This is a genomic window from Nostoc sp. WHI, assembly GCF_015714725.1.
GTDB lineage: Bacteria > Cyanobacteriota > Cyanobacteriia > Cyanobacteriales > Nostocaceae > Nostoc.
The window spans coordinates 26,788-40,977 of sequence record NZ_WBKM01000076.1 but is presented as its reverse complement, the minus strand read 5'-3'; the positions used below and the strand labels follow the sequence as shown (position 1 = coordinate 40,977).

At 37.4% G+C, this 14,190-nt stretch carries 12 protein-coding genes; 3 read left to right on the top strand and 9 right to left on the bottom strand.

Annotated features, from left to right (window positions below):
- Positions 1–255: 255 nt before the first annotated feature.
- A complete protein-coding gene (locus tag F8S12_RS07880) occupies positions 256–690 on the bottom strand; it encodes a hypothetical protein (protein WP_196515757.1) in 435 nt (144 codons plus the stop codon).
- 100 nt (positions 691–790) lie between these two features.
- Between F8S12_RS07880 and pyrE the strand changes: the two genes are divergently transcribed.
- The gene (gene pyrE / locus F8S12_RS07875; RefSeq protein WP_196515756.1) at positions 791–1,414 is read left to right on the top strand and encodes an orotate phosphoribosyltransferase; all 624 of its coding nucleotides are present in this window, start codon (positions 791–793) and stop codon (positions 1,412–1,414) included.
- Positions 1,415–1,496: 82 nt separating this feature from the next.
- On the opposite strand, the gene F8S12_RS07870 is transcribed toward pyrE, so the two are convergent.
- The 6 genes from F8S12_RS07870 to F8S12_RS07845 form a co-directional block, all read right to left on the bottom strand.
- Positions 1,497–2,675, bottom strand: a complete 1,179-nt coding sequence (locus F8S12_RS07870; RefSeq protein ID WP_196515755.1) for a cysteine desulfurase family protein — start codon at positions 2,673–2,675, stop codon at positions 1,497–1,499.
- 62 nt (positions 2,676–2,737) lie between these two features.
- Positions 2,738–3,184 carry an HNH endonuclease gene (locus F8S12_RS07865; RefSeq protein WP_196515754.1) on the bottom strand — a complete coding sequence of 149 codons (447 nt, stop codon included), beginning with the start codon at positions 3,182–3,184 and terminating at the stop codon, positions 2,738–2,740.
- On the bottom strand, positions 3,154–3,423 hold the full coding sequence (locus F8S12_RS07860; protein WP_196515753.1) for a hypothetical protein: 270 nt from the start codon (positions 3,421–3,423) through the stop codon (positions 3,154–3,156). Before F8S12_RS07860 ends, F8S12_RS07865 begins: the two co-directional genes overlap by 31 nt.
- Positions 3,424–3,489: 66 nt before the next feature.
- Complete coding sequence (locus F8S12_RS07855) at positions 3,490–5,319, bottom strand: ATP-binding protein (protein ID WP_196515752.1); 1,830 nt, start codon at positions 5,317–5,319, stop codon at positions 3,490–3,492.
- The gene (locus tag F8S12_RS07850) at positions 5,316–6,365 is read right to left on the bottom strand and encodes a DEAD/DEAH box helicase (RefSeq protein ID WP_230967872.1); all 1,050 of its coding nucleotides are present in this window, start codon (positions 6,363–6,365) and stop codon (positions 5,316–5,318) included. The genes F8S12_RS07855 and F8S12_RS07850 overlap by 4 nt, the downstream gene beginning before the upstream one ends.
- Before the next feature lie 29 nt (positions 6,366–6,394).
- Positions 6,395–7,777, bottom strand: coding sequence for an HNH endonuclease domain-containing protein (locus F8S12_RS07845; protein WP_230967871.1), 1,383 nt, complete (start codon positions 7,775–7,777; stop codon positions 6,395–6,397).
- A 108-nt stretch (positions 7,778–7,885) separates the two neighbouring features.
- On the opposite strand from F8S12_RS07845, the gene F8S12_RS07840 reads away from it, so the two are divergent.
- Together F8S12_RS07840 and F8S12_RS07835 are read left to right on the top strand one after the other, a co-directional pair.
- Positions 7,886–8,107: a hypothetical protein gene (locus F8S12_RS07840; RefSeq protein WP_196515751.1), complete on the top strand. Its 222-nt coding sequence runs from the start codon at positions 7,886–7,888 to the stop codon at positions 8,105–8,107.
- Positions 8,108–8,217: 110 nt separating this feature from the next.
- Entirely contained in the window at positions 8,218–9,129 is a 912-nt protein-coding gene (locus F8S12_RS07835; protein ID WP_196515750.1) for a DUF4351 domain-containing protein, read from the top strand.
- Positions 9,130–9,203: 74 nt separating this feature from the next.
- Here the strand turns inward: F8S12_RS07835 and F8S12_RS07830 are convergent, their stop codons facing one another.
- Both F8S12_RS07830 and F8S12_RS07825 read right to left on the bottom strand, forming a co-directional pair.
- Positions 9,204–12,710, bottom strand: a complete 3,507-nt coding sequence (locus F8S12_RS07830) for a hypothetical protein (protein WP_196515749.1) — start codon at positions 12,708–12,710, stop codon at positions 9,204–9,206.
- A gap of 14 nt (positions 12,711–12,724) precedes the next feature.
- The gene (locus F8S12_RS07825) at positions 12,725–13,648 is read right to left on the bottom strand and encodes a DUF4007 family protein (RefSeq protein ID WP_196515748.1); all 924 of its coding nucleotides are present in this window, start codon (positions 13,646–13,648) and stop codon (positions 12,725–12,727) included.
- Positions 13,649–14,190 lie beyond the last annotated feature (542 nt).

Genomic DNA, 14,190 nt, shown 5'->3' with positions numbered 1-14,190 from the left:
ATTGACCGAAACTAGGGTGTAGGGTGTGGGGTGTGGGGTGTAGGGTCAAAAGAAAAAACTCTCTTATTTATGTACACCCCGCCCCGGAACCAATAGGGTACAAGCCCCCACTGATTTATTTCCTACCCCCTACACCCAACACCCTTGTTTTTGACATCTTGGTTCAACTCCTCCAACTATGATTTAGTCATTAGTCTACTAGTTGCTGACAAATGACCAGGAACTAAGGACTAATGACTCCATAGGGTAGGACTATTAACGAGGTGGTAAAGTTTCAAACCTGAATTCAGTTCCGACTTTGAGTGTGTTGCTATTTACGCGAGGAGACATCATTAGCGATGTGTCATAAGGATTTGGTAAATCAGGGGTGCGAATATACGGTTCATTGCCAACTTGTTGAGTCAGGACATCATGATATAAAGTGTTAACCAACTCAGCATCACGGGCAATTTCATTTTCTGGGAAGGAACCACCGAAACTGGAACCAGATCCTAGAAATGAGTCAAGCTGACGCTTGAGGCTGCCATTTTCGTAGAAATTGCGATCGTGCCGAAAAAAAGCTCGTTCAAATACATCATTCGTAGTTTCATAATTGGGTGTCTCCGTTTGGGCAGATGCAACAGAGGGAAAAGCAATACTAGCAGCAAGCAACACCAATAAACCACTAAAAGTTTTTAATTTTATACGCACCTTTGTGACTCCTCAATTTTTGGGCAATCTTAATTTATGCTTAAGTTCAGAACTCTGATGAGTTCAATCTTTGGTGTAGCACAACTTTTAATGTTTTGTAATGACGTATCCTACTGAAACTCTTGCCCACGCAGATATTTGGGCAACCACTACTGATTTGACTATTTTGCGCCACAAGTTGCTAGATTTATTTTCTCAACTGGCTTATCAAGAAGGTGATTTCGTTCTCGCTTCTGGGCTACGTAGTTCTTATTATGTGAATAAGATGCAGGTAACACTCCACCCCCAAGGTGTTTTGGCAGTTGGACGTTTGCTGTTTCCTTTATTACCTGTAGATACACAGGCTGTGGGTGGTTTAACACTGGGGGCTGACCCAATTGTGACAGCAGTGAGTGTAGTTTCTGTTTATGAAAATCGACCGATACCAGCGCTGATTATTCGCAAGGAAGCCAAGGGTTATGGGACGAGAGCTTATATAGAAGGCCCCAGTTTACCAGAAGGTGCAAAAGTAATAGTTTTGGAAGATGTCGTCACAACTGGGCAATCTGCTCTAAAAGCAGTTGAGCGTCTTAAAGAAGCAGGTTATACCGTAAATCAAGTAATTGCACTGGTAGACCGTGAACAAGGGGGAGGAGAGTTGTACCAGTCAGCAGGGTTGAAGTTTGAAACTTTGTTTTCGATTCAGGAAGTTCAGGAACGCTACCGACAACTTGCGAAATCATAAGTGTCACTTGCCAAGTTATTTGACAATTTGACAGATTTGTGTAAGTTAAAATATTACTCTTAAAGCCCTAACAAGGGTTTTATTATTTTAGGCTCAAAATAGCCTTTACCGCACTGGCGATCGCAGAAGATGCTTTTTCGATTTCTTCTTTGGTTGTAAATTTCCCAATACCAATTCTTAACGCTCCCTCAATTATATTTTCCGCAAGATTCATCGCTTGCAGAACGTGAGACGGCGCGACAATACCTGATGAACAAGCCGCACCTGTAGAAATAGCTAATTGATGGCGAACTCTAGCAATAATGGCACTATTAGGGATGTCAGGGATAGAAATATGTAAGCTACCTGATAAACGGTTGTTTAAGTCTCCATTCACCAGTAAATTAGGAATTTGAGCCTTGAGTAGATTTTGTAGCTGATCTCGTAAAAGTGCGTAGGCGCAGCCCGCCGTAGGCATCGCTGTTTCATCTGCTTCCATTTCCAAATGTCTCAATCTGCAAGCTTCCCCTAAGCCAGCGATTCCGGGGACATTGAGTGTACCCGATCTAAGTCCTTGTTCATGTCCACCACCGTAAATAAGTGGTTCAAGATAATAACCTTTTTTTACTACCAATGCACCAACGCCTTTGGGTGCATAAAGTTTATGCCCAGAAATAGCTAGATAGGTAATACCCCAGTCTTGGAAGTTGAGGGAAATTTTACCGACTGCTTGGGAAGCATCACATAAAAAAGGGATATGGTATTGTTGAGCGATCGCTCCAATTTTTTCTACTGGGTAAATTGTCCCCACTTCATTATTAGCAGCCATCACACAGAGTAAGGAAGCACTGCCAGAGCATACTTTTTCTAGATGTTCTAAATCAATTTGGGCTTGTTGATTGACATTTAACCAAATTATTTCAGCAAGTCCTTTTTTGGCTAATACTTTGCAGGTATCTAAAACTGCTTTGTGTTCAACTGGGGAAACAATTATTTTGGCGGGAGTATTTTGTTGATTAATATGTCCTTGAATTGCTAAGTTAATACTTTCTGTTGCACCAGATGTAAAAATAATTTCCTTGATAGAAGCATTGATTAATTCAGCTATGTGTTGACGCGCTTGTTTAACTGCTTGTGCGGCTTGATTGCCATAACCATGATCTACACTATTAGCATTACCAAAAGCAGTAGTCATATAGTACATGACTTTTTCTGCTACTCTAGGGTCAACGGGAGTAGTTGAGTGGTAATCGAGGTAAATTATATTTTCTTGTGTAGTCATTACCTGTCAAAATTGTCCGCTTGAAATTTTTTACATATTTTTTTAAGGCTTCAAACAACCTCTTATCCTTGACGTGGATCTGATTGTGGGGGATGCCAACCGGCTTCTACCCAAAAACGACGAGCCACTTGAATCGAAGGCTCATCTCGACGCTCATCATTGAAATCAAATCTCTCACTAGTAGCTCTCCCTGTAGAAGTTGTACCTAAAATTTTTATACCGTCTTTTGTCCAGATAAAATTGTTAGACCATTTTTGCTGACGGGGATGAAATAGAGGGACTTGTTCTTGGGTTTTAGGATCAGTAGCCGTTGTAAAATTATAGTGACGCTCATTACAGCGATGACAAGCTAAAGCCAAATTATCCAGTTCATCAGAGCCGCCCAAAGACTGCGGCATAATATGGTCAATGGTAAAACGGTCTGGACTTAAGTATTCTGGAGAGTGGCAGTATTCGCAAAGATATTTAGCTCGTTGTCTTACAAGTTTTCGAGTTGGTTCGGACACCATTTAGTTTTCGCCGCTAGTTGAGCGTTAATCAAGGTAAAGATTCTCTCTAATTCAGAGATACCTACATATTCGGCTTCTTCTTCAGGAGTGAGCGCATCAGCTTTTTTCTTCTCTAACAGTTCTTCAAAGCGAGACTGTAGCTCATCAGTAAATTTAAAAAGATAAATGTCACCAAATTCACTCATCTTGATACCAGAAGATATTAAAGATGAGGGCTGAACCATCAATTGAGTAGTCATTGTGTGTTGATAGCGTCTTTGATTCTATTGTGCCTCAATTAATCGACATCGCAGTTTATCACTTTGCTACTCATTCTCTAAAAATCTTCTGGCGACTCGCCCCCAATCAATGCGGGTATCTTGAGCATTTTCTTTACGTTTACCATCTGGTTGTTCATCCTCATACCTTGCCCATGCCATTAGTAGTAGCTTCAATCCATCTAATGAGTTAATCAACCGAGAACGTAAAGTATCTATATCGGCTTTATCTACGTCCTCCTCTAAGATTTCTACTAAATTTTGATAAGCAGGATGATTGGTATTTAAAGTCACAATAATTGCTCCTCCTCTTGATTGAACAGTGAAGAACTCAGGAGTATCAATAGGAGCTTGTGCAAAGGTATATTTTAAGCCATCATCTACTGTAGTTGCTGCTAGTAATTCTGCTTGATTTTCAGTAACTCCCTCTTCTTTTAAAGTTTCTTTGATGACTTGTTTTCGTTCTTCTTTTGGCAATTCTTCATCTTCATCACTTTTACCTTTATAACCCTGTAATTTACGTTCTTGAGTCACAGTCGTAGCTACTTTTTCAGGTTTGTAGGGGTCGTGACCGTGGCGTTTTTCAGTGGTACGAGTGCCTTTTGTCTGTGCTTGTAGCAAACGACGAATAACACTCAATTGAGTCTTGATTCTATGGGCTATATCTAAAAGAGAAGCTTTTGGATCTTCATCTTCTTGGAGTTCTTCTTTTAGTTGAATAATAGTTTTTCCATTTTCCAATAAAGACTCAATCTCAAATTGTAGAAGTTCAGCAAAATTACGAGCTGATTGTTTATTATTAGTTACTCCAAAAATATCATCAAGAGAAGGTGGAAATTCTACTTCTACTCCCCACCATCTTTCTCTTGAATCATAAGCAATTACTATTCCTGTATCCATATCTAATTCTCGTCCAGCACGAACTACAGAAATACCGACATTTTTAGCAGCATGTTTTCCATGAGGTAAATCACCAGGATTTTTTCCTGGTTCGGCTTGCCGAGCTTCTTCTTTGGCGTAAGAGAAACGCACCTTTACATCATGTTTTTTATCTTTAAAATTAATTTCAAACGGAACTTCGTAAGATGTATCTCCTTCCCAAGGTCGGAACATTGCCTGATTATCATAAGGTCTAGGACAGGAAGTATTTTCTATTAGATAACCTGGGTCATTGGGAAGGGCATATTTTTCTACAATCAGGTTATATAAAGCATCTAAATCAAATGCCACCATGCGGATTTTTACTTGACCGTTATTCAGAAATTTGCGATACATTCTCCCGATCACAAATTCAGAATTATCAATAATCGCTTTTCCTGTTCGCCACATACAACGGTCGATTTTTGACCACACTACTAATGTGCCACTGTCACCAAATTTCTGACCGATTTTTGTCCAAGTCATTGGAATTGGCCTAGCGGTAGGTTCTGGTACTTCGGTCATCCGCCGATTTTTGATTTCATCTAAGTCAAGGTAACTGTGGAGTGCATTTTCTATGCCATTTTGCCATGACCAGACATCAACCCGTTGACATTGGGAAATAGATGAAGATGGTAAACCCATTCCAAAACGACCAATTCCAGTATGTTTATCTTGGTCTAAATATGTACCATTGCCAAATTGCAGAGCTAGACGCAAAACATTAGCATCCATACCTCGACCATTATCTAACACAGCGATTTGTTCAATACGCGATCGCTTCCTCCCCTCTATTTGTTGTTTTCGTTCACCACACAGTAACTCTACTTGCGATGCACCGGCTTGAATGGCATTATCCATTAATTCGGCGATCGCATAAGCGGCGTTTTTATAACCGTTATCGCGCATTGCTTGAACTGCGAGGTGAGTTGGCACGATATCATGGGCGTTAGCATTCATGGGTTTTTCCTCCAAACGTCTTCCCAATTGTGAAAGGCTGATGCAACTGAACCAAAACCGGGGAGTTGGCTATCGACAACGGTGACAATTTCGGCGATCGCATTACCCCCAGCTTTGAGTCCACGAATGGCGCGTCCTACCATTTGGCTGTAGAGGACAAGGGATTTGGTAGGACGGGCGATAACGGCGGCGCTGGTTTTGGGTGCATCGAATCCAGTGGTTAAAACGCCGTAGTTACATAAAATCTTGGTTTGGGGCTGTTCGTCTTTAAAACTTTGAATCAGCCTTTCTCTCTCTGATTTGGGGGTATCACCTGTAACAGCATCAGCATTAAAGCTTCTGAAACGCAATATTGAAGCGATGAGTCTAGCGTGTTCAACGGAGGTATTAAAAACGATAATCCGTTGATGATGTTGGGCTAGTGCTTCTAGTTCTAGGATGATGCGGAGGTTGCGTTGTTCGTCTGCTGCTAACCGATTGAGGATATATTGGGGGATGTCTAATTCTGTATTAATCCGATTCAGGTCTTGGGGAGTTAGTTCAATACCTGTTTCATAAAATAAGGAACGATAGTTAACTTTTGCTAGGTATTGGCGATCGACGAGATAATCAATGGGGTTGTCATAACCTGGGATTTCTAAGGTAACTTTCTGTTGGGCGAAGAATTTTGCTAGTTGTGCATCGGTGTTAATATCAGCCCAAGTCCTTCCCGGTGTGGCGGTTAAACCTAATAAGGCGGTTTTTTCGTAGGGGATGACTAAAGCATCTAAGACGAGTTTATAGGTTTCGGCAACTGCTTGATGGGCTTCATCGATAATTACCAATGAACAACGGACACCCAGTTGATTAATAAAGCGAATACTCTTTTTGGCGGCGTGATAGACTTTCGCTAATCCTGCTACGACTAAGCCATCTTGCGCTTGTGCTAAGTCTAACTCATGGTTGCCCCAGAAGCGGTAACTGGTGGTGGTGCGATCGCCTAAACTGTCCCAGGCTTTTTGAAATTCTGTAACTGCTTGTTCACAAAGTTCTTCACTATATGCCAACCAAATTATTAAAGTAGGTTCATTATTTCTTAGGTGTAAACCCAATTAGGGCTAAAACCTTGTATAGTTGCTAAAGAAATTAAAGGTAGAGTTGTTATTTTATAAGCTTTACTCAAAACCTCTAAATTTAATAAATCATCAGCTTGACTAACTTTTAATTCAGACACAAATGACTCAGTATATTTTAACCATTGATTTTTTGATATGTTTTCATAGGAAATAGTCAAACCGATATGTTGCAATTCAAAAAAAGCCTTAAAATATTCTTCAGATGGCAAGTTATTAGATTTAGACGAATTAACAGATTTTGTAGTTGGAATTAAATTCCATAGTTGATCGTGAGCTACAAATGACCAAGGCAGATAATGATCTAATGAAATTTCATCCTTATCCAATTTCACTTTAGAATAAATACATTTAATATCTCGATATTGTAAAATAGTTTTCCAATATTTAGTTTGATTAGTTAAAGAATCTCTTTGGTGTGGCATAAATAATTTATTAACCACATTGGGAGTGCTTGGGTTTCTTTGCTGCATATAATTTAACCATTCCCAAGATGCCCAGCCCCTAACTATTGTGTAATTTTCCTCTAAATACTGAATCCAATCTGGATGTAGAATAATGGCGTTACAATTTTTCTGATCTTCAGCGTTAAAACAGTATAAAGGCTTTTTACTATTAAATTGATCGTTAGCTAAATTAATCATAGCTGGATTAACATCATAATCTTTTAATCCTCTAGTTTCTTGAGAAAAGAAAGGACGAATTAAACGATAAGAAACATAGCGATTAATCGAAATAAGAATATCATCTAGATTTTGATTGTTAATAGTTGCACGCAAAAGCTTTTTATCTGTATCTCTAAACTTTAAAATTGGTTCTATAATTTCTAGCTCAAGATCATCTAATTTATTAGCAATTTGATCTTGTGTTCCAAAAGAGAGTTTAAAATATTTGTGAGGATACCAAGCATTAGCTAACATTTCGACAATAATTTCTTGAAAAGTAATAGGCGATAAAGTATCAAAACTTCTCCTTTTTAAAATATCTAATAATGATAAAAAATAAAGATATTTGTAAGAGTTAGTTATATTGTTAAATATTTGAGCTAAAACCGTAACATTAACTTTGTCTGATAGTGGTAAGTCTTGATTCGTAAGTTGATTTTTAAATAATGCCAACTCTCCTAAATATGCTTGAATGAAATCATTTGCGGCTGATTTATTAATCTTATTTAATGCCTTAACAATGTCTGCAACAGTTTCAGCAGTGGGGTCAATTTTTTCGTGATACCAACGGAAGACAATCGGACGTTCAACACCTAAACCTATTGCCAACTGGCTTTGGCTAATGTTGTAAGACTCTAAAACCTGTCTTAGTGCTTGTCCTGCTTTTCCCATGATTTCCATTATCACAGGGCAGGGAATATAATTCTGTTAACTTTTATATTAATTTATATTCTGATTTTGTTATCATATATGATAACAAAATCAGAGAAAACATTGAGTACATGAGTTATGGCAGAAGAATTTGTGACATTAGAAGATAACAGCAGCAATCAAGTTCAGGTAAGTAGAGAAAAGATAAAACACCTGCTAATCGGTAGTCCTAATGTAGTGAAGACGACTATCCATCGGTTGCATACTATAGGTTATGCAGAAGTAGGTTCTTGGTCTAAACCTGTAATAGCAGGTAGTTTAGGTGAATCAGGCGATGTAGTGAGTCTATTAATTAGATAGCAAGTCTAGGAACTAAAAGGTGTAGGGAGTTGGCGCGATGGCTACGCCCGCCAAAGGCATCGCGCATTGCACCAACTTTTGATAATTTAAATAACTAGAGAACTAATTGAATGACACGTTTCATACATGACAAATTTGCCAAAGACTATCTTGAGGAATTGCTAAAAGATTACGGAGAAGTCAAGTCATCAGAAAAAGTCTCAGGAGAGATTAAAGAAATAGATGTTTTCTTCACTCCTGACAAACAGCAAAGCTCTAATTTACAAATACTGGGTTTACTAGGAAGATTTGCTGAGAATCCTGCACTCATAGAACCATTCCGTAATCCAGCTTCTACCGATGAAATATGCGACTGTATTCTCAAATTATTAGAAGTAAAAGCTCTTTTACGACGAGAAGCTAAAGCAAATAAAACCAAACTTCAAGACTCAGAAATTCCCAAATTGTGGATTCTTACCCCAACGATATCTGAAACTAGATTGTCTAGCTTTGGAACTATACAAAAAGAAGGTTGGTTATCAGGAGTATATTTTCTCGCAGATGCCTTGCGGACAGTAATTGTAGCAATACATCAATTACCACAGATACCGGAAACTTTATGGTTGAGGCTTTTGGGTAGGGGAAGTGTGCAGTCGCAGGCAATTATCGAATTGCAAGCGTTACCATTAAATCATCCATACCAAAAAGCAACGCTCGAATTAGTTTACAACTTGCGCGAAAACTTGAGAGTAAATCAAGAATTAGAAGCAGATGATAGGGAGTTAGTTATGCGACTAGAACCGCTTTATCAAAGAGACAGGGAACAAGCCAAACAAGAGGGAAGACAAGAAGGAAGACAGGAAGGAAGACAAGAAGGAGAACAATATTTAATTATACGTCAAATCAATCGCCGTGTTGGGGAAATTAATGAATCATTAATCGGGCGAATTAAAGGTTTATCGATTGAACAATTAGAAAATCTAGGAGAAGCATTATTAGACTTTTCTAATGTTGCTGACTTGGAAATTTGGTTAAACCAATAATAAGGATAAAAAGTGGAAGAGTTGGTGCGATCGCGCCAATTCTTTATCATTTAAATAGCATCATAATGCCTGTGTCAGCCGAAGTTTTTCCCCTTGATATTTTCATCAGATTGCTTTTCTTCAATTTTAATAACCGTCTCTGGCAAATCAGCATTTAAAATCCGTTCACTCAACTTTGCCAAAACCGCTTGTCGTAACTGCTGATCGTCAGGTAATTCAGCCAGAATGTTGTCAACAATCTGCTCAACCTGCGATTCTCTCGCATGATCTACCCATACCATTCGATTGAATTCATTACCATCAGGACGAGTTATGGTGATTCGTCGGGCTTCAAAACCTTCCCCTTTGGCGGCGACTTCCTTTTGCAAAATTTCCAGATTGTTAAATCGTCGTGCCAAATCCGCTAATTTCATCTCAAATGCGATCGCATCATCATCTGTCCATGATTCAGCAGGTTTATCCGCAACAATCATCACCAAAGCTTCCAACCACTGAGAATCACTTGCGGTTTCATCGGAGGCTGCTCGAATAAAGCGTTTTAGTGAGGATTCAATACATTTTCCGGCTAAATAATTCGCTCTTACCCGCAAATCTTCTCTGAGTTTTGTTTCCTTACTTCTGACCCCAAAGCCTTCATAAATCAGTTTTTGACAATCACTCAATAAGCGATCGTAAGCTGTATGAATCTCTTTGAGGGCATGAACTAACTTAGTGCGTAAAGTTTTCGCAGTGACACCATCATCCTCGGCTTCAGTGCCGATAGAAGGTAAATTACAAGCTGCTGGTAAAGCTTTAAATAACAATTCATCAGGTTCAACAGTAGTTTTTAATGCCTTTAAAATTGCTCTTGGTTCATCTGGCAGCCGCCGGGTTTGTTGAGTATATTTAGGCAGTTTATTAACAAATTGATAAAGAGGAGTAACTACCGTTAACAGAGTGGCATTACGAACTTTACCCAATTTTTTTAACTGAGGATTGCGTAAAATTGCTTCTAATTCTTTGAAAACTTCTGCCCTTAATCCGACTACTGCAAAATACTTAACCGCAAAGCGTTCAGGATATTTAACTAATAATTCAAAATGTTCTGTTCCTAATATAGGAATAAATGTACCGTCTTGATAAAGTCCCAAATCATCAGCGTGATACAACAGTAATGCCGCTAAAATTATCGGTACTGCACCTTGTTTTACACCGTAGGGAGGTGCTGCTAAATGTTGATAAAGTAAATCAAAAGTTTGGCTTGTTTCTGTTGCTGCTAGACAAAAATTTTCAACTGCTTCCCAGAGAGAATTCAACCCCGAATTTTCTAATGGTGGATAAAAATCCCAATAATCATCTTCTTGGCGATAAATCCCTGTTTCTTCTAACAGAGAATAATACATACTAACTTCGGGACCATAACCTTCTAAAGCTAATCTTTCTTCATTTTGATGTTCCAACATTGCCTGAATTAATTCTCGTCTAGCCTTTGCCCCTTGAGAGGTTAAATCTCGACGGTTAATTAATTCATTCCATAAAATCGCACTGCGATAATAAACGCGATCGCAAATATCAGAAAGCTTACTATTAAAGTCAGTAATGTTATTGAGTCTTTCGACTTCTCCTTGAATCCAACATTGCTGATTTATACCTATACTAAATGACTGATTGAGAGTTTCATCTAAAAATTCTTCAGCTTCTTGTAAACGATAATTTACTTCTTTTCTCGCTACACCATCAGTTTGTAACTCTTTGGCTGTTTTTTTGATATTGTTTAAAGCCACAAATTCTAGAGTACGAATTCGCAAAATATCTAAGTTAGCTGCACTCAAAATAACTAATGGTTTACCATCGCTAGTTGTGGAAGGAACAGAATTAGGCGTTTCGTCATCTACCCAATACCCAACAAAACCATCTGCATCCACACTACTACAACGTAATTGACTCAAATCTTGGGAATTATCTAAATAATGGCGTTCAAAATAACGTAAAGTTCCCGTCTGATAACTGTGACGTTGTGCTACTAAAGGTCTTAAAGGACGCTGGAGAGATAACAGTTTAACTAAAGGCGATCGCTCTTGTTCTATATATGTACTTAATTCACTATCAACATTAAAATCAGAACCTTGCCAAATCCGCAATTCATCTAATAGACGACGATGAGTAATTAGATTCTGTTTTAGTAGTTTATCAATAATTTGTTGCCAATAATTAATCTGTGCTTCTGAGGGGCGATCGCACATTGCTAAAGATACTAAAGTTCTTGTCGCCCTCATCGAACCTGTAATTGTAATGAGGTTCAAAATCCCAATAGTTTTTAGTACCCTCAGACTATCTTCTTCTAAGCGTTTAGCATCATTAATTAAATCTTGAATTTCTACCCATCTTTGCAAATTAGGGCGAGAGGCTAAACCCATTCCCGCAGCTTCAATAAAATAGTCATAAACTCGATCTAACTTAAGACTTGGTAAATTATTATCTTTAACTGTGACTTCTTCTAGAAAATTACGGAATGATAAAGGCTCAACACTCGTTAAAAATGTGAATAAAGAACGGTCATTTTGAGCATACCGTTGACAGAGAGTTGGTAAAGCAAGCGCAGATAAGGGATGTAGCGGATAAAGTTTTTTTATAACTTGATCGGTTATTTCTTCATCAACAATTATTGGTTCTAAATATTTACTCCACTCCTCAGAGTCACTACGAATAGCACAACTTATATTGTCTGCTGCCGACGAATCAATTGCTTCTCCAATTAAACTCATCATTTGTCCAGATGATTCAGTAAAAGCAATATCCTCAAATCGTCCTTGAATCTTCGCCCATTCGTTTTTTTGAAAAGTTGCTAATCTTTGAGTATATTCTGCAAATGCTTGATGTAAAATACCTAAAAGGTAAATAGGATTTTTGCTATCTTTTGGTAATTCAGCTAATTGTTGTAAAAGATATAAATCCTCAGCACCTTGAGCATGAGCAGCATACTCTAAATTCTTACCCAGTTCATCAATAACAAAGAAAATACCAGTTTTAGATTCCTTGGCAACTTCTAACACCAAATTAGGAATCTCTTTACTATCAATTTTTCCCCCATCATTAATTTCTGCTTCTAAATCTACCAACTGACGAACAACATTGATTTTATTTTTTTGGGTAGCAGTCCAAAAAGTATCAACACCTGTTAATAAAGCTCTGATAATGGTATGACTAATCGGTTCTCTTTGTCCCGTAGCCACAGCCCTCATTAATCCTACCGAGTTAATTTTGCCTTGAATTAATTGATAAATGTCACTATTTTTACCTAATTTCTCTTCAGCTATTGATAAAGCTTTAATGTGCATTTTGTTTTGAGAATTAGCACATAGGGAAATTAAATAATGAGCAAAAGCAGATTTACCAGTACCATAAACACTGGTTAATGTCCAAGCTCTATTTCCTTCGTCAGAACTAAAACTATTTAAGATCCGTGAGAGAGAATCAATTGCTCTTTTAGTCAGAACATAACCCTCTAAAGCTTCCACACTATCTAAATCTCTTTCTAGGTTAATAGAACGAGAATAGCGGCGCTGGAGACTGAAATAATGGGATAGCTTTTTATTAGTCATAATTTCCTTTATTCTTATTTAAAATTATAATATTTATCTAAAATTTCTTCTGCTAATATTTCTGGGCTGTCAGGGAAAGATAACTGAATTAATCCGGCGGTGTCGGAAAGAACTATCGTATCAAATTCTTTAGCAACTGTCTCAATAGCTGCACATAAAATACTTTCCGTCAGTTTAAAGACCATCCCTGGACTACCTTCATCATAAAGTAAACTGGGAATGTTAATAGTCTGTCTTCCCTGACTTGCCCAACTAGCATATTCTAAACAAGTTGCGACTATAACTGATGGAGGGAAATTCGCTTTTGCACCAATTTTAAACTGATAATTTTTTCCAAAATGACGAATTAAACCCAGTTCGTTAAAAGGACAATCGATAGAATCTTCGACTGGGCTATTATCTCTAATCAAATCTTGTGTTGCATACATTCTTAAAATACAATTTACATCTTTGATAAAAGAAGATTCAGCAATAGTTTTGTTAAAATTATTTATATAATCTTTCAAACCCGCCAAAATATCTTCTTTTGTAAAATCAAAATCTCGAAAAACATTAAAAACATTAAAAACATAATACCAAGCAGCCGCTTCACAAGTGGGTTTTAATAAATTCCAATGTAATAACCATAATGATGCTGGATCTTCTAAATAAACATCCCATCCATTATTCCCTAAAAGTTTTTCCCCAAATCTTGTTGGTAAATTATTTTTATCAAGAACTTTGAATGCGCTACACCAATAACTAATAGCACGTACCATATTTTTCCCAACACCTAAACGTACAGGAGCATCATCCTGTGAGAAGATATCTGGATTTTTGTTGGCTGTATCAAATCCTTTTTTCAACCAACCAAAACGAGGGTGAAAAGTTTCATGGTTAGCAAATACAGGATTTACTGTATTTTCAAAATGTTTCAGATTTAGACTAGTTTGAATCATGGTAAAATAGAGATATGATAACAATCACTTTGTTTATTATGGCTTAAATAAGACACAATTTATTTAATTACGATCGTCTAAAATTCGACAGTAATTTTACCTTTTTTTATACATTTAGGCTCGAAAACCTAATATTCTCAAATATTAAATGTGGCTTATTGTATTTGATACAGAAACCTCTGTTTTCATCAATCTAAAAAACTAAATTTTACTTTCGTCTTATTAGAGGTGTTTATACCATAAAGTAAGCTCACAATACTTAATGATATAAGAGGGCAAAAAATGTAGTGATGCCTATTATAGGCTCGATCTACACAAAAGATTTACTATTCTAATCTGTTTCAGTATATATGTATAAAGATTAGGTTAATTTTGCATAAAAGTTTAAGTTGTGTCATTTGAACTTGAAGATATTTTGGAAGATACCCGTTCAATTTCTCCTTTCGCTTCCTTCCAGAAGTTTTAAGACATGATGCACTTTAGTAGATCGCCAATTGGCTGAATTACCGTACACAATCGACAACTCAAATTTTTATGTATAC